Consider the following 15,188-nt stretch of genomic DNA (forward strand, 5'->3'; position numbering starts at 1 on the left):
CTGCCCGTCTTTGCCCCCTTTACGCGCGCGCTCGAAACGCTTATCCCCCCATGCTTATATGACAACCCCGCTTACCTGCCTCGTTTGCAGGAGTGAGCCAGGAGACAGACATGATACATCTGACTTTCCCCGACAATTCCGTGCGTGATTTCGAGCCCGGCGTGACCGGCAAGGCTGTCGCGGAAGGCATTTCCAAGTCGCTGTCGAAAAAGGCCGTCGCCATCGCGCTCGATGGCGAGCTGTGCGATCTCGCCGATCCGATCCGGCACGATGCGAAGATCGAGATCGTCACCCGGGACGATCCGCGCGCGCTGGAACTGATCCGCCACGATGCCGCCCATGTGATGGCCGAGGCCGTGCAGGCGCTGTGGCCGGGCACCCAGGTCACCATCGGCCCCGTGATCGAGAACGGCTTTTACTACGACTTCAAGCGCGTCCACCCCGACACCCAGGAAGACTGGCCGTTCACGCCGGAAGACCTGCCGGTGATCGAGAAGAAGATGCGCGAGATCATCCAGAAGAACGCGCCCTTCACCAAGGACGTCTGGTCGCGCCAGAAGGCGAAGGACGTCTTCGCCGACATGGGCGAGGCCTACAAGGTGGAGCTCGTTGACGCGATCCCGGAAGATCAGGACGTCAAGATCTACCATCAGGGCGACTGGTTCGACCTGTGCCGCGGGCCGCACATGGATTCAACGGGCCGCATCGGCAACGCCTTCAAGCTGATGAAGGTGGCCGGCGCCTACTGGCGCGGCGATGCCAACAACCCAATGCTGACCCGTATCTACGGCACCGCCTGGGCGGACGAGAAGGATCTGAAGGCCTATCTCCACATGCTGGAGGAGGCGGAAAAGCGCGACCACCGCCGTCTGGGCCGCGAGATGGATCTCTTCCATTTCCAGGAGGAGGGGCCGGGCGTCGTGTTCTGGCACGCGAAGGGCTGGACCCTGTTCCAGACCCTCGTTTCCTACATGCGCCGCCGGCTTGCCGGTGACTACGACGAGGTGAACGCGCCGCAGGTTCTGCATACTTCGCTGTGGGAGACCTCGGGCCACTGGACCTGGTACAAGGAGAACATGTTCTCCGTGCAGTGCGCGGATCCGGAAAGCGAGGACGACCGGGTCTTCGCGCTGAAGCCGATGAACTGCCCGGGCCATGTGCAAATTTTCAAGCACGGCCTGAAGAGCTATCGCGACCTGCCGCTGCGGCTCGCCGAATTCGGCATGGTGCACCGCTACGAGCCCTCGGGCGCCATGCACGGGCTGATGCGCGTGCGCGGCTTCACGCAGGACGACGCCCACGTCTTCTGCACCGAGGAGCAGATGGCGGCGGAGTGTCTGAAGATCAACGATCTGATCCTCTCGGTCTACGAGGATTTCGGCTTCCACGAGATCGTCGTCAAGCTCTCCACCCGACCGGAAAAGCGCGTCGGTTCCGATGAGGCGTGGGACCACGCCGAGGAGATCATGCAGAAGGTCCTGAAGCAGATCGAGGCCCAGTCGGGCGGTCGCATCAAGACCGACATTCTGCCGGGCGAGGGCGCTTTCTACGGGCCGAAGTTCGAATACACCCTGCGCGATGCCATCGGCCGCGAATGGCAGTGCGGCACGACGCAGGTCGACTTCAATCTGCCGGAGCGCTTCGGTGCCTTCTACGTGGACAGCGACGGTGAGAAGAAGACGCCGGTGATGATCCACCGCGCCATCTGCGGCTCGATGGAGCGTTTCCTCGGCATCCTGATCGAGAACTTCGCCGGTCATTTCCCGCTGTGGATCGCGCCGCAACAGGTGGTGGTGACCACGATCACCTCGGATGCGGACGATTATGCAAGCGAGGTTCACGCCAGGCTGAAGCGCGCCGGGCTGAAGGCCGAACTCGATCTTCGCAACGAGAAGATCAACTACAAGGTCCGCGAGCATTCCCTGGCCAAGGTTCCGGTCATCCTCGTGTGCGGCAAGCGCGAGGCGGAGGAGCGCACGGTGAACATCCGCCGGCTCGGCTCCAAGGACCAGACGTCGATGACGCTCGACGAGGCAGTCGCCTCGCTGACCGATGAGGCCACCGCGCCGGATCTGAAGCGGGTGCAGTAGCGCTCAGCGCCGGAGCGGGCGAGATCGAGAGGAAAGCGGGCCGCAGGGTCCGCTTTTTTCGTTTTAGGGGGGGAAGGGGATCTAGGAGAGATCGCCGGGGAGCCTCGGCTTTCCTAACCTCTCCCATGGGGAGAGGTCGGCGCGCATGCGCCGGGTGAGGGGTGTCGGATTTTCCGTATCCATGAGAGCCCGACACCCCTCACCCCGGCCCTCTCCCCTTGGGAGAGGGGGCGGATACGGTCGACTGCGATCCTGTGGTTGCTCGATCCCCGCCTTCGCGGGGATGATAGCCGGGGGAGGCGGCGGGAGCGTGCGATCCGAGCCTGAGCGAGTGCCCAGTCAGTTATCTAGAGTATTCTTGAAGTAGCCGTGCATCAGAAGATCGGGCAGACTAGGATCCGGCGAAGTCACATAATGCGGCGTAAGCCTCAGCCCGTAGTGGTCCGAAAGCCAAGTGAGACGTTTGCCGATCCCGGTTGTTACCGGGGCGTCAGTGGTGGAAACGGTTGCTCCGATGAACTGAACGCCCGGGCCAAGCGCGCTCTCAGGATTGTTCGGATACACACGCTCGACGGACGTCGGATCGCTTTCGTCCCTGAACGCCACCATGAGCGGCAATGACTCGGCGGGCACCTCACAGCTTCCGGTAAAGCCATCCAGGAAACGAACAAAACCGGATGGCCCAAGCTCGTTGCGCTTTTTCCAAAGATTGCAGGCGTCGACGAGTATGAAGTCATACCGGCCTTTGGTCCCGCCCGTGTAGGTTCCATCCGGTGTCGGAGTGGTCAGCAGGACGAAGACCGATCTTCTACCGGGCATGTCGACGACAACCGCCTCACCGGTAGCTGTCAGCAGGAACTGCTTGCTATTGAGGCCGCGCAGCCGTTTCGCCGTGAATTTGTGGACGCTGCTGCCGGTTACGGGCTTTCCGTCTACCTCGAAGGTCACATCGAGACGGTAATGAAGCTCGGCGGTTGGAAAGACCCGGTTCCACGTAAACCAGGCAATGCCTGCAATGAGAAGAAACGTGATCGTCAACTTGGCTTTTCGGCGCACGTTGATAGGCCTTCCGCCACGGCGTCTGCTTGGAAACTAATTCTGAAATTGTAGTTTAAACATCCCCGCAAATAACGCTACGGACAAATGTGCGGAGTGCGTGTCCTGTGACTTTCCCCGCCCCTCAGTCCGTATCCAGCGCCAACCCGGCGGCGTTGCCATCCTTGGTGCGGACTTCGACCTCGGCGTTGCGGCCGGGCTTGACCTCGAATTCGCGCGAGAAGATGCGGCCCTGATTGCGGGCAACCACCGTGTACTTGCCGGCGGTCAGCACATAGGAGGGGAAGGCGCCGTTGCCTTCGACAACGGAGTCGCCGCTCGCCGTCAGCACGGACCAGGCGGTGTTGGCGATCGCCTCGCCGCCGAACTCGTTGACGAGCTTCAGCGTCACTTCCGCAGCGTTGTGGTAGATGGTCGCCTCGGTCAGCTTGCCGGCCTCCACCTTGATGTCGGCGCGCACGGTGGCGTTGACCCGGCCGTAGCGGCTGATGACGTGGTAGGTGCCGGCGTTGAGCGGCACGATCTTGCCCGGCATCACGTTGCGTGCCACCAGCTTGCGTTCGCCGCGGGCGTTGAAGTCCATCTCGTAGATGTCGAAGCGGACCTTGGCGAGATCGATCGGTGCGCTCTTGGAGACGACGCCGTTCAGCTTGATGCCGCCGGCGTTGAAGATCACCGTCTTGGAGGTCTGGCCACGGGCGACCGTGACCTTGGTGGTGACGCCCGCATGACCGTAGGCGGTGTAGACGAGGTATGTGCCGGGATCGAGCTGGAATTCCGCGTCGCCGCCCTTTGCCTTCGCGATCAGGTCGAGGTGGCCCTGGTCGTCGATCGTCTGCGAATAGACGCGCCACACCAGTCCGTTGTCGATCAGCGGTCCATTGTCGGTCAGCCGCGCCATCATGTAGAGCGTTGTCTGCGACGGATCGCCGGGCATTCCGGTCTGCGGCGTCTGGGCCGGCGCATAGGGCAGGGCGTCGCTGGGAAGCGGTGACAGCGTCTGGTTGTTGAGCAGGAGATCGAGCGAGGGCTCCGGCGCAATATTCTTGTCCGATGCCGCATCCGGCATGGTGCCGGGCAATCCGCCCGGAGGCGTCATCGGCGGGCCGGAGGGGCCGGGAGAGAAGGCGTCCTCCGGAGAGGGGATCGGCAGCGGCGGTATGGGGCCTGGTCCGGGGCCGTTGTTCTGGGCGTGCGCTGGTGCCGCCAGCACGAGCGCGAACAGCAGGAAGAGGCCGGCGGCCATCTGGACGGCGCGGCGCACGGGCGCCGGGATCGGATCTGTCGTGGTCGGCCGCAAAGCCATCAACCTGTTCCGCATTTCCGGGGTGCGCGGGGCGACCCTCGTTCATCTGTCGGCCCGGTTATGCCCTCTCGCGCGGGGAATGGCCAGTCGGCGAATGACTGGGCGGGCCCGTTTCTCTCAGCCGCAAAAGGGTGGCAATTTCAAGTCCACAGGCCGCAATGGGCTCTGCCGGCATTGACAGGGGCGGGGCTGTTGGGCTCACATGGCCCCACGTTCATTTTCCTAAAATGTTGTTTTCGATCACCTATCCATTGCCGGCACGGTTCCCGCGCAGGGAGCCGGAGATCGGTCGACACAAAGACGCAGTCCCTGTTAACTCAGGATGCGACCATGAAAGGCTTGCAAGGAAAAATGCCCGACGCTCTCTCCCTGCTCACCACCCGCCGCACGATTCCCGCCATCGCGCTCGGCGATCCGGGGCCCGATGCGGACCAGATCCGCACGCTGCTCTCCATCGCGGTGCGCGTGCCCGACCATGGCAAGCTGACGCCCTGGCGTTTCGTCCTGTTCGAAGGCGAGGCCCGCAAGGCGGCGGGCGAAAAGCTCCTCGCGCTGAAGCTCAGCGAGGATCCCGGCCTCGACGATCAGCGGCAGGAGCAGGAGCGCACCCGCTTTTCGCGCGCCCCGCTTGTCATCGCCGTCGTCTCTACCGCCGCACCGCACTTCAAGATCCCCGAATGGGAGCAGCAGATGTCGGCCGCCGCCGCCTGCATGAACCTTGTCCTCGGCGCCCATGCGATGGGCTTCGCCGCCCAGTGGCTGACCGAGTGGTATGCCTATGACGACAAGGCCAAGGCGCTGTTCGGCATCGGCGAGAACGAGCGCGTCGTCGGTTTTGTCCATATCGGCACGCCTCAAGAGGCCCCCGTCGACCGGCCGCGCCCGGATGTCGAAACCGTCATGAACCGCTGGAGCCCCGAGGGGGCGTAAGGATCCGATACGTGAACTATGATGCGATAACGAACCGCCACGGACTGCGCCACGATCCCTTCAAGGCCATCGTGGCGCCGCGGCCCATCGGCTGGATCTCCTCCCTCGATGCCGAAGGCCGGCCCAATCTCGCCCCCTACAGCTTCTTCAACGCGGTAAGCGACAATCCGCACATCGTGATGTTCTCGTCCTCGGGCTGGAAGGACTCGGTCGCCAATGTCGAGGCGACGGGCGAGTTCGTGTGCAATCTCGCGACCTGGAACCTGCGCGAGCAGATGAACCAGAGTTCCGCGCCTTTTGGCGCCGGCGTCTCGGAATTCGAGGCGACGGGGCTGACGCCGGTGGCATCAGCGGCGGTCAAGGTGCCGCGCGTCGGCGAAGTGCCGATTGCGCTGGAATGCCGACACCTGCAGACGCTCCATCTGACGGATCTGGAAGGAGCGGAGACCGACCGCTGGATGGTGCTGGGGCAGGTGGTCTCGATCTACATCGACGATGCGGTGATCCGCGACGGGATGATCGATGTCACCGACCTGCGCCCGCTGGCGCGGCTCGGCTATCGCGATTACTCGGTGGTCGACGCGGTGTTCCAGATGGACCGGCCGAAGGGCGGCGGCGGAGAAGCGTCGGGAGCCTGAGGGGCGGCGCGAAGGCGGCAGCGCGGCAGCTTCATGCCGCGGCTCCTCCTTTCCTTCACGCATAGACCCCGGCGAGCCGCGCCCGTTCGAGAAGCTTCTTTGCCCGGGTCAGGTGCGGTCGGTCGAGCATCTCGCCGTCCATGGCGATGACGCCGGCGTCGCCGGCGGCCTTGAAGGCGGCTGCAACCCGCGCCGCACGCTCGATCTCGGCGGCGTTGGGCGTGAACACTTCGTTGATCACCGGCACCTGTGCGGGATGGATCGCGAGCTTCGCGGTGAAACCGTCGCGCACCGCTTCCTCGCATTCCGCGCGCAGGCCGTCGAGATCGCGGAAGTTGGTGTGGACAGTGTCGATGGGCGCGACATGGGCGGCGACGGCGCCGAAGAGGCACAGGTTGCGTGCAAAGCGGTAGGGCTCTGTGAACTCGCCGTTGGCCCGGTTGGCGGACGAGCCGAGGTCGGCGGAGAGATCCTCGCCCCCCCACGCCATCCCGGCAAGCCGGGTGCTGACCCCCTGATATGTGCCGAGGCTGAAGAGGGATGCCGCCGTCTCGGTCGCGATCGCGATGATCCGGGTGCGCCCTTCCGCGATGCCGCGGTCCGCCTCGTGCACCGAAAGCATGGCGTCGAGCCGCTCCACGTCACGTCCGCTTGTCGATTTCGGCAGGATGATGCCCTCGGGCGCCTCGGCCATCACCGCGTCGAGATCCATCTCGGTCATGCCGGTGTCGAGCGCGTTGACACGCACATAAAGGCGCGGGCGTTCGTGTCGGGAGATCGTGTCGCGCAGGAAGTAGCGGGTGGTCTCGCGCGCCGTCTGCTTGGCGTCGAGCGCGACCGAATCCTCCAGATCCAGCAGCATCACGTCCGCGCCGCTCGCCAGCGCCTTCGTAAGTTTCGGCTTGTCGTCGCCGGGGACGAAAAGAAGGGAGCGCATGGTCAGGCCTCCATCGTGTCGCTGGTCGTGGTTGCCGGGGTCTTCTTGCGCATGAAGGCCTGCCGCCGGCAGATCGCGACCAGATCCCCTTTCTGATTGTAGGCCTTGTGTTCGAATTCGACGATGCCGGCATCGGGACGGGAGCGGGATTCGCGCTTGGAGAGCACTTCGGTGGTCACGTTGACCGTGTCGCCGTGAAACAGCGGATGGGGAAACTTCACGTCGTTCATGCCGAGATTGGCGATGGTGGTGCCGATCGTGGTGTCGTTGACGGAGATGCCGATCATCAGCCCCAGCGTGAAGAGCGAGTTCACCAGCGGCTGGCCCCATTCGGTCTGCGTTTCACAGAAGTGGCGGTCGATGTGCAGCGGCTGCGGGTTCAGCGTCATGTTGGAGAACAACATGTTGTCCATCTCCGTCACGGTACGCCTGAGCTCATGCTCGATGATCCGGCTGATCTCGAACTCCTCGAAGTGCAGTCCCGGCATTGTGTGGTGTCTCCTTCCCCTGGCGGTTTTCCGCCGTTATCTCGTTCAAGTAAGCGTTCGTCGCTAGGTGATGGTTAACGCGGTGTTAACGATTTTCAGGCGATTGTTAAGACCGCATTTACCAAGAGGCTGTCTGCAATTAGCCCCAGGACCGCTAGGAGGCGGGTGTCATGAAAGTGGCCGCAACGCCCTCGATCGCGTCTCGCATCGCACTGGCCTTCCAGTCGGCCAGTTCGACGACCGGAACCGATTTCGGGTATCTGGTCAAGACGGCATCGCGCGAGTCGAATTTCGATGCGGGCGCCAAGGCGAGCAGTTCGAGCGCGACCGGTCTGTTCCAGTTCATCGAATCGACCTGGCTGGAAACGGTGAAGACCACCGGCGACCGGCACGGGCTCGGCGATTATGCCGACGATATCACCCAGCGGTCGGACGGCAGCTACACGGTGCGCGATCCGGCGCGGCGGCGCGAGATTCTCGATCTGCGCAAGGATCCGACGATCTCCGCAGCGATGGCGGGAGAATTCACCCGCAAGAACGCCACCTATCTGGAAGGCAAGCTCGGGCGCGAGCCGTCCGACGGCGAGCTCTATGCAGCCCATTTCCTGGGCGCAGGCGGCGCCTCCAAGCTCATCCGGCTTGCCGAAAGCGATCCGGAGCGCGCCGCCGACAGCGTCTTCCCGCGTCAGGCGCGGGCGAACAGGTCGATCTTCTACGACGACGACGGCTCCGCGCGTAGCGTCTCCGATGTGCTCTCCAATCTCGTGCGCCAGCACGACAGCCCGTCGCAGATCGAGTACGCGACCGTCGTCGCCGCCTCCAAGCCCGTGCCCACGCCGGTTGCGAAAGCGCAGGCGATTGCCGCGGAAGCTGGAATGGCCGGCCCCGGAATGGTTGGGGGGAGCAGCGGCGATGCGCACGCGGTGATCGCCAGCCGGTACTATCGGCCGGAAGAAACCCAGGCGCTTTCGGAGGCGCTGTCCACCTCGGGCAAGGCGGCGCGCGCGGATGCGGCGCCTGAGGTTGCGGAGGCCATGGGGGATGCGCAGCGCCTCACGGTGGCGGCGGCCGAGGAGGCCGTGGCGGTCACGGGCGACGACGTGTCGACGAACGCCGCGCTCACCGCCTTCGCGCCGATGCCGCCGGCCGCCAAACCCGTGCGCGAGAAAGCGGTGACGGCCGAGTCGCCGGCCGTGGATCCCGCCGTCGCCGTGGCGCTGGCGGAGGCCGAGACAGTCAGCGTTTCCGACGATTCGGCCACGCAGGGCGAGGAAACCACTGCGGCCGCCTCAGGGCGCGAGCGCGAAGATCTGTTTGCAAGCGGCAGCGCCTCGGCGCGGATTTCCTCCGCATGGCGGGCAACCCAGGCCGAGACGCCCTTCCAGGCGCTGTTCCGCACCGGCGAGACCGATGCTGACGCGCGTTTCGACGATACGTTCGTGAGCGCCTTCCGGGCCCGTCCGGCGGGGCTTCAGGCCGCCGTGGAGGCGCATGCCGGCAGCAACGCCGCCAGTAGCGCCGCCGTGGGGGGCTCCGAAGCGACAACGCGCGTTGCCTCCGCCGCGAATGCGGCCACGACGTCCGATGGCAGGCCCTTCGATCTGACCGGCTTCCTGAAGTACCAGATCTTCAAGGAGCCGGAAGATCTCGTCCCGCCCGCGTGACGTGGCGTGCCCGTCCGACGGCCCCGTGCGCTCCTTCGCCCTCTACGATGTGATCTATGGACGATACCAATCCGCTTCTTTCCTGAGAACATGGTGAACCCAATCTTAAGCCTTGGCTGACACAATGGCGGCTCAGGAATTGGTGCCCGGGTTTCATCGATGTTTATCCGCAACCTTCTGTGCTGGATGGAAACGGCCCCCGACGCGTCCCGGGCGGAGGCCGTACAGGCGCTCGCGCGTTCCTATCTGACATCGGATCTCGCGCGGGAAGAACGCGGCGATGTCGAAGCCGCCATGACATGGCTGCTGGACGATCGGTCCCCGATCGTGCGCGCCGCGCTCGCCGATACGCTGGCGGAAAGCGCGGCCGCGCCGCGTCACGTCATTCTGGCGCTCGCCAACGACATTCCGCCCATTGCCGCGCTCGTGCTGATGCGCTCGCCGCTGTTTCTCGACGCGGAGCTGATCGACTTCGCCGCGCTCGGCGATCCCGACATGCAGATGGCGATTGCCCGGCGTCCGTTGGTCTCGGCCGCCGTCGCCGCCTCGCTGGCGGAAACGGCTGTGCTCGACGCCTGCCTGGAGCTGCTCGCCAATCCTGCCGCGATGCTGACGCGACCGGCGCTGGAGCGGCTGGTGGAGCGTTTCGACAGCAATGCGGAACTGCGCCGGGCGCTGATGACGCGGCCGGGCGTGCCGCTGGCGGTGAAGCAGAAGCTCGTGGCGCAGCTGGCCGAACAGATGTGCCGGGTACCGGCGGTCGGCACGGGACTGAAGGCGGAACGCGCCCGCACGGTGCTCGGCGAGGCGCGCGACCGGATCACGGTCGCCATGGCGCAGGGTGCGGATCGCGCCGAGATCGGAAGTCTGGTGGAGCATCTGCGCCAAAGCGCCCAGCTCACGCCGACGCTGCTTTTGCGCGCGCTTTGCACCGGCAACATGAGCCTCTACATGGCGGCCATGAGCGATCTGGCGCAAATGCCGGGGCCGCGCGTGGAGACCATCCTGATCAGCGGCTGGACGTCGAGCCTCAGGGCATTGTTCAAGCGGGCGGGACTGCCGCCGAAGCTCTATTCCGCATTCGAGGTGGCGGTCGTCGCTTATCGGGAAATCGCGGCGGCGGGGGAACCGCTGTCGGGCTTCGAGTTCACGCGGCGGATGATCGGGAGCGTTCTGGCCGGCCACGAGCCGGAGGAGGGCTTCGACGACGGACTCGATTCCCTGCGTCGCCTGCTGCGGCGGCTGGAAACCGAGGCGGCCCGCGACTTCGCCCGCGATTTCGTGCAGCAAGCGAGCCTCCCCGCCGCCTGATCGCGGCGCTCTTTCCTTCTCCTGCAGCGTCAACGTGACGGCCTTGTCGAAACGGCAGGGGGAGGGCATGCTCGCCCCGGATAATGACAAGCCCGACAGGTGGGCACGATACGGGGGAGGAGGCGCAATGACCGGCCATGTGTTGGCGATCGACCAGGGGACGACATCGACCCGTGCAATGGTCTTCGATCAGGCGATGCGCGTGAAGGGCGTCGCACAGATGGAATTCGCGCAACACTATCCGCACCCCGGCTGGGTCGAGCATGAGCCGGAAGACTTGTGGGCGACGGTGACCTCCACATGCCGGCGGGCGATGACGGCTGCGGGCATCGAGGCGGGCGAGATCGCCTCCATCGGCATCACCAACCAGCGCGAGACGACCGTTGTCTGGGATCGCCGCACCGGCCGGGCCGTGGCGCCCGCCATCGTCTGGCAGGACCGGCGCACCGCCGCGACATGCCAGAAGCTTCGCGAGGCCGGCCATGAGAGCCTGGTGAGTTCGCGAACGGGACTGTTGCTCGACCCCTATTTCTCCGCCTCCAAGATAGCGTGGATCCTCGACAATACCGACGGCGCGCGGGCGGCCGCGGAGGCGGGGCGGCTTGCCTTCGGCACCGTGGACAGTTTCCTCCTGTGGCGGTTGACCGACGGCGCGGTGCACGCGACGGACGCCACCAACGCCAGCCGCACGGCGCTCTACAACATCCACGAGGGCCGATGGGACGAGGCGCTGCTGGATCTCTTCCGTGTGCCCGCCTCGATGCTGCCGGAGGTGCGCGATTGTTCGGCCGACTTCGGCATGAGCGATCCCGATCTCTTCGGCGGAGCCATCGCGATTCGCGGCATCGCGGGCGATCAGCAGGCCGCGACCGTCGGTCAGGCGTGTTTCGAGCCGGGCATGGTCAAGTCGACCTACGGCACGGGGTGCTTTGCCGTGCTCAACACCGGCAATGCGCCAGTGACCTCGCAGAACCGGCTGCTCACCACCATCGCCTATCAGTTCGACGGGAAACCCACCTATGCGCTGGAGGGCGCGATTTTCGTCGCGGGAGCCGCGGTGCAATGGTTGCGCGACGGGTTGCACATTCTCGAAGAGGCCGCCCAGTCGGGCGATCTGGCGGCAATCGCGGACGCCGATCAGGAGGTCTACATGGTGCCGGCCTTCGTCGGGCTCGGTGCGCCCTACTGGGATGCGGAATGCCGGGGCGCGATCTTCGGGTTGACGCGGGGAACGGGGCGGGCGGAACTCGCACGCGCCGCGCTGGAGGCGGTCTGCTTCCAGACCAACGATCTGATCGATGCCATGCACGCCGACTGGCGCGCCGCCGGCCACGACGGTGCGGGCGCGGGGGCGCCGGTGCTGCGCGTCGATGGCGGCATGGTGGCCTCCGACTGGACGATGCAGCGGCTTGCCGACGTGCTCGACGCCCCCGTCGACAGGCCCCGCATGCGCGAGACGACGGTGCAGGGGGCCGCTTATCTTGCCGGCTACGGCGCCGGGGTCTATCCGAAACCGGAGGCGTTTGCCGAAGGGTGGGCGCTGGAGCGCCGGTTCTCGCCGACGATGGACGAGGCCCTGCGTACGCGAAAGGTCGATGGGTGGCGCGATGCGGTGTCGCGCACGCTCACCGCGGGATGATGCCTTCGGCTTGTTCTTGATATTCCGGTAATTGCATGTTTCGGTTGGCGTGCATGTCGCGCGTTCATGCGCATGTCACGGATGTGCCGACATGTTTGCGTCGTTGCGTCACCGAGTTGTGAAGCCCGGGGGCTTGCCGTGCCTCCTGTCGCAAGGGATTGTGCGGAACCGTTGGGTAAGGGAGAAGATCAATGCGAATTCGTACAGCTTTTCTGGTCGTCGGACTGGGTGTCGTTGCTTTCAGCGCCGCTGCCGTTGCTCAGGGAGACCCGATCAAACAGCGCCAGGAGACGATGAAGGCGATCGGCGGGTCGATGAAGGTCCTGGGCGAGATGGCCAAGGGCGAGAAGCCCTACGATGCGGACGCGGCCAAGGCGGCGATGGGCAAGATCAACGAGAGCATTGACGGCTTCACCGCTCTCTTCCCCGAAGGCACGGAGACCGGCGGCGACACGGCCGCCTCTCCGAAGATCTGGGAGGACATGGCGGAGTTCGAGAAAGATGCGGAGGCACTCAAGACGGTATCGGCCGAACTGACGCCGGTTGTCGGCGAGGGCATCGATTCCCTGCGCGCGTCCCTCGGCAAGCTGGGCGGCTCCTGCAAGGACTGCCACGAGGACTTCCGTCTGAAAAAGGAGTGACGCTAAGCAGCCTGGCGCCGGGGCCGTATCGGCCCCGATGTCGGCTTCTAGTCGTCCAGATGCGCATTGACATGACTTGAGGGGGGAGGCCATGCGCTCGTTTTTCCGGATTGTGGTCGTGCTCGCCGTTCTAGGCGGCGCCGGCTTTTACTGGCTGACGATGCCGGAGCGCATCTATCCCTCCACGCTCGCCGAGCACACGGCCGATCTCGCCAACGGCGAACGGATGTTCTGGGCGGGCGGCTGCGGTTCGTGCCATGCGAAGGCCAAGGCCACCGGTGAGGAGAAGCTGAAGCTTGGCGGTGGGCAGGAACTGGTGACGCCCTTCGGTACCTTCCGCGTTCCCAACATCTCGCCCGACACCCGCACCGGTATCGGCGGCTGGTCGAACGCGGACTTCGTGACCGCCATGGTCAAGGGCGTCTCGCCCGACGACCGGCACTACTATCCGGCCTTCCCCTACACCTCCTACCAGCATATGCGCGAGGCCGATCTCATAGATCTGAAGGCCTTTCTCGACACGCTCCCGCCGGTGTCGAACGAGGTGGGGCCGCACGAGCTGTCGTTCCCCTACAACGTCCGCCGTGGGCTCGGTCTGTGGAAGCTGCTCTATCTCGATGGAAAGACCTTCGAGCCCGATCCGGATGTCCCTGATGACGTCAATCGCGGGGCCTACCTCGTCGAGGGGCCGGGCCATTGCGCCGAGTGCCACACCCCGCGCGACTTCATCGGCGGGCTCAGGATGGATCGCTGGCTTGCCGGTGGTCCGGCTCCTGAAGGCGACGGCTTCGTGCCCAACCTGACGCCCGACCCCACCGGGCTTGGCGACTGGAGCAAGGCCGATATCGCCTACGCGCTGGAGACGGGGTTCACACCGTCCTTCGACACGCTCGGCGGCTCGATGACGTCTGTCCAGGAGAACATGGCCCACCTGCCGGCAGCCGACCGCGAGGCGATCGCGGCGTATCTGAAGTCGATCCCGCCATTGCCGACGGTAAAGAGCGGTAAGTAGGGGCTCGCCGGCCTCCTAGACAGCCACCTGTTCCTCGATCCAGTCGCAGAAGCTCCGGGCGCCGCCGGCGGTGGGCAGGACGATGAGTGCCGGCTCGTCATAGGGGTGGTACTTGCGGATCGTGGTCATCACCGCGTCCGCGCGCGATTGCATCGTCTTGGCGATGAAGACGATCTCGGTCGCCTCCTCCACGTTGCCCTTCCACATGTAGACGGACTTCATGCCGGGGATCATGTTCACGCAAGCCGCCAGACGCTCGCGCACCAGAACGCCCGCCGCGGCGCGGGCCGAGGCGGTGTCAGGGAAGGTGGAATAGACGAGAACGGGGGTGTCGTCTGCCATGGGGATCTCCTGCGAAAAGGGGGAGGTCGCACGGCGGCCTCATTGCGACCATCGGCTTTCGCGGCGGCGCGATCAATTGCTCACTTAACCACAGGGCGCATACCAGATATTCCTTTACCTTGCCCGATACCTTCTGGCTTAAGAGGCATGCGCTTTCCGGCTCAAGGGGGATGACTTGTGACGGGGCGAAGGGGAACGGTAGGCCGCGCAAGTCGCGCGATGTCGGGAGGCAGACAGGATCCGTGCGATGAACAGTCAGCTGGGCAAATCCATCGAGAAGATTGCCTTCGTTTCCAGCCGGACCCCGGAGGCACGGGCCGCGCGCGACCACCTATCGGCGCTTTACGGTGACGTGCCTGCGGAAGAGGCGGACGTGATCGTGGCGCTCGGCGGTGACGGCCTGATGCTGCAGACGATGCACCGTTTCATGAATTCGCATGTGCCGATCTACGGCATGAATCGCGGATCCGTAGGCTTTCTGATGAACGAATACGCGGAGGAGGGGCTGATCGATCGTCTGCGCAAGGCGGTGGCGACGACCATCCATCCATTGCTGATGGAGGCTGTCGACATCGACGGCGAGGTCTACACGGCGCGGGCGATCAACGAGGTCTCGATGCTGCGCCAGACCTATCAGGCGGCGAAGCTCAAGGTGACGGTCGACACGCGCGTGCGGCTCGAGGAGCTGATCTGCGACGGCATTCTTGTGGCGACGCCCGCAGGCTCGACCGCCTACAACCTGTCGGCCCACGGTCCGCTGCTGCCGATCTACGCCCCGCTTCTGGCGCTGACGCCGATCAGTCCGTTCCGCCCGCGGCGCTGGCGCGGCGCCCTGCTGCCCAATCGCTCAAGGGTGCGCATTGACGTGCTGGAGCCGGATAAGCGTCCGGTCAGCGCGGCCGCCGACCATATCGAGATCCGCAACGTGCGCAGCGTCGCCGTTGCCGAGGACGCAGCGTCGGAAAGCCTGATCATGTTCGATCCCGATCATGGCTGGGACGAGCGCATCCTGACCGAGATGTTCCGCTATTGAGCGATGTGGTCCTTCACCTCCGGCGGCATTGCACACACTCTTCGTTAACGAAACCGGGGCATACTTCGCGACCGGATGGCGCAGATAGTCAAATATCGCAG

14 protein-coding genes are annotated in these 15,188 nt (G+C 65.0%); 9 read left to right on the forward strand and 5 right to left on the reverse strand.

The annotated features are described in order from the left end of the window. Positions 1–110: 110 nt before the first annotated feature. Positions 111–2,090 (forward strand): threonine--tRNA ligase, encoded by a 1,980-nt coding sequence (gene thrS, locus V2L18_RS02220; protein ID WP_336176175.1) that lies wholly within the window; start codon positions 111–113, stop codon positions 2,088–2,090. Between the two features lie 339 nt (positions 2,091–2,429). On the opposite strand, the gene V2L18_RS02225 is transcribed toward thrS, so the two are convergent. Both V2L18_RS02225 and V2L18_RS02230 read right to left on the reverse strand, forming a co-directional pair. Continuing rightward, a complete protein-coding gene (locus V2L18_RS02225; protein WP_336176176.1) occupies positions 2,430–3,128 on the reverse strand; it encodes a hypothetical protein in 699 nt (232 codons plus the stop codon). 142 nt (positions 3,129–3,270) lie between these two features. Further along, complete coding sequence (locus V2L18_RS02230) at positions 3,271–4,452, reverse strand: hypothetical protein (protein ID WP_336176177.1); 1,182 nt, start codon at positions 4,450–4,452, stop codon at positions 3,271–3,273. 351 nt (positions 4,453–4,803) lie between these two features. Between V2L18_RS02230 and V2L18_RS02235 the strand changes: the two genes are divergently transcribed. Together V2L18_RS02235 and V2L18_RS02240 are read left to right on the forward strand one after the other, a co-directional pair. Further along, a complete protein-coding gene (locus V2L18_RS02235) occupies positions 4,804–5,382 on the forward strand; it encodes a nitroreductase (RefSeq protein ID WP_336176178.1) in 579 nt (192 codons plus the stop codon). 11 nt (positions 5,383–5,393) lie between these two features. After that, positions 5,394–6,020, forward strand: coding sequence for a flavin reductase family protein (locus V2L18_RS02240; RefSeq protein WP_336176179.1), 627 nt, complete (start codon positions 5,394–5,396; stop codon positions 6,018–6,020). A gap of 55 nt (positions 6,021–6,075) precedes the next feature. Here the strand turns inward: V2L18_RS02240 and V2L18_RS02245 are convergent, their stop codons facing one another. Together V2L18_RS02245 and V2L18_RS02250 are read right to left on the reverse strand one after the other, a co-directional pair. Then, positions 6,076–6,957, reverse strand: coding sequence for a CoA ester lyase (locus tag V2L18_RS02245; RefSeq protein WP_336176180.1), 882 nt, complete (start codon positions 6,955–6,957; stop codon positions 6,076–6,078). A gap of 2 nt (positions 6,958–6,959) precedes the next feature. Further along, on the reverse strand, positions 6,960–7,445 hold the full coding sequence (locus V2L18_RS02250; RefSeq protein ID WP_336176181.1) for a MaoC family dehydratase: 486 nt from the start codon (positions 7,443–7,445) through the stop codon (positions 6,960–6,962). Between the two features lie 170 nt (positions 7,446–7,615). On the opposite strand from V2L18_RS02250, the gene V2L18_RS02255 reads away from it, so the two are divergent. The 5 genes from V2L18_RS02255 (at position 7,616) to V2L18_RS02275 (ending at position 13,712) form a co-directional block, all read left to right on the forward strand. Then, entirely contained in the window at positions 7,616–9,109 is a 1,494-nt protein-coding gene (locus V2L18_RS02255; RefSeq protein ID WP_336176182.1) for a hypothetical protein, read from the forward strand. Positions 9,110–9,268: 159 nt separating this feature from the next. Continuing rightward, positions 9,269–10,420, forward strand: a complete 1,152-nt coding sequence (locus tag V2L18_RS02260) for a DUF2336 domain-containing protein (RefSeq protein ID WP_336176183.1) — start codon at positions 9,269–9,271, stop codon at positions 10,418–10,420. A 127-nt stretch (positions 10,421–10,547) separates the two neighbouring features. Continuing rightward, positions 10,548–12,059, forward strand: a complete 1,512-nt coding sequence (gene glpK, locus V2L18_RS02265; RefSeq protein ID WP_336176184.1) for a glycerol kinase GlpK — start codon at positions 10,548–10,550, stop codon at positions 12,057–12,059. Between the two features lie 191 nt (positions 12,060–12,250). Continuing rightward, positions 12,251–12,700, forward strand: coding sequence for a cytochrome c (locus V2L18_RS02270; protein ID WP_336176185.1), 450 nt, complete (start codon positions 12,251–12,253; stop codon positions 12,698–12,700). A 91-nt stretch (positions 12,701–12,791) separates the two neighbouring features. Further along, positions 12,792–13,712: a cytochrome c gene (locus V2L18_RS02275; protein ID WP_336176186.1), complete on the forward strand. Its 921-nt coding sequence runs from the start codon at positions 12,792–12,794 to the stop codon at positions 13,710–13,712. 15 nt (positions 13,713–13,727) lie between these two features. Here the strand turns inward: V2L18_RS02275 and cutA are convergent, their stop codons facing one another. Next, a complete protein-coding gene (cutA, locus tag V2L18_RS02280) occupies positions 13,728–14,054 on the reverse strand; it encodes a divalent-cation tolerance protein CutA (protein ID WP_336176187.1) in 327 nt (108 codons plus the stop codon). Positions 14,055–14,301: 247 nt separating this feature from the next. Here cutA and V2L18_RS02285 point away from each other — a divergent pair, with 247 nt between their 5' ends. Continuing rightward, entirely contained in the window at positions 14,302–15,087 is a 786-nt protein-coding gene (locus V2L18_RS02285; protein WP_336176188.1) for an NAD kinase, read from the forward strand. The last annotated feature ends 101 nt before the right edge of the window (positions 15,088–15,188 follow it).

Origin of the sequence: Breoghania sp. JC706 (assembly GCF_037026715.1) — a bacterium.
GTDB lineage: Bacteria > Pseudomonadota > Alphaproteobacteria > Rhizobiales > Stappiaceae > Breoghania.

Bases quoted from the DNA above. Each gene is read 5' to 3' on its own strand.
- V2L18_RS02275 (WP_336176186.1), top strand. From the start codon at position 12,792: ATGCGCTCGTTTTTCCGGATTGTGGTCGTGCTCGCCGTTCTAGGCGGC.
- V2L18_RS02245 (WP_336176180.1), bottom strand. From the start codon at position 6,957: ATGCGCTCCCTTCTTTTCGTCCCCGGCGACGACAAGCCGAAACTTACG.
- V2L18_RS02285 (WP_336176188.1), top strand. From the start codon at position 14,302: ATGAACAGTCAGCTGGGCAAATCCATCGAGAAGATTGCCTTCGTTTCC.
- V2L18_RS02255 (WP_336176182.1), top strand. From the start codon at position 7,616: ATGAAAGTGGCCGCAACGCCCTCGATCGCGTCTCGCATCGCACTGGCC.
- V2L18_RS02250 (WP_336176181.1), bottom strand. From the start codon at position 7,445: ATGCCGGGACTGCACTTCGAGGAGTTCGAGATCAGCCGGATCATCGAG.
- V2L18_RS02235 (WP_336176178.1), top strand. From the start codon at position 4,804: ATGCCCGACGCTCTCTCCCTGCTCACCACCCGCCGCACGATTCCCGCC.
- thrS (WP_336176175.1), top strand. From the start codon at position 111: ATGATACATCTGACTTTCCCCGACAATTCCGTGCGTGATTTCGAGCCC.
- V2L18_RS02260 (WP_336176183.1), top strand. From the start codon at position 9,269: ATGTTTATCCGCAACCTTCTGTGCTGGATGGAAACGGCCCCCGACGCG.
- glpK (WP_336176184.1), top strand. From the start codon at position 10,548: ATGACCGGCCATGTGTTGGCGATCGACCAGGGGACGACATCGACCCGT.
- V2L18_RS02230 (WP_336176177.1), bottom strand. From the start codon at position 4,452: ATGGCTTTGCGGCCGACCACGACAGATCCGATCCCGGCGCCCGTGCGC.
- V2L18_RS02270 (WP_336176185.1), top strand. From the start codon at position 12,251: ATGCGAATTCGTACAGCTTTTCTGGTCGTCGGACTGGGTGTCGTTGCT.
- cutA (WP_336176187.1), bottom strand. From the start codon at position 14,054: ATGGCAGACGACACCCCCGTTCTCGTCTATTCCACCTTCCCTGACACC.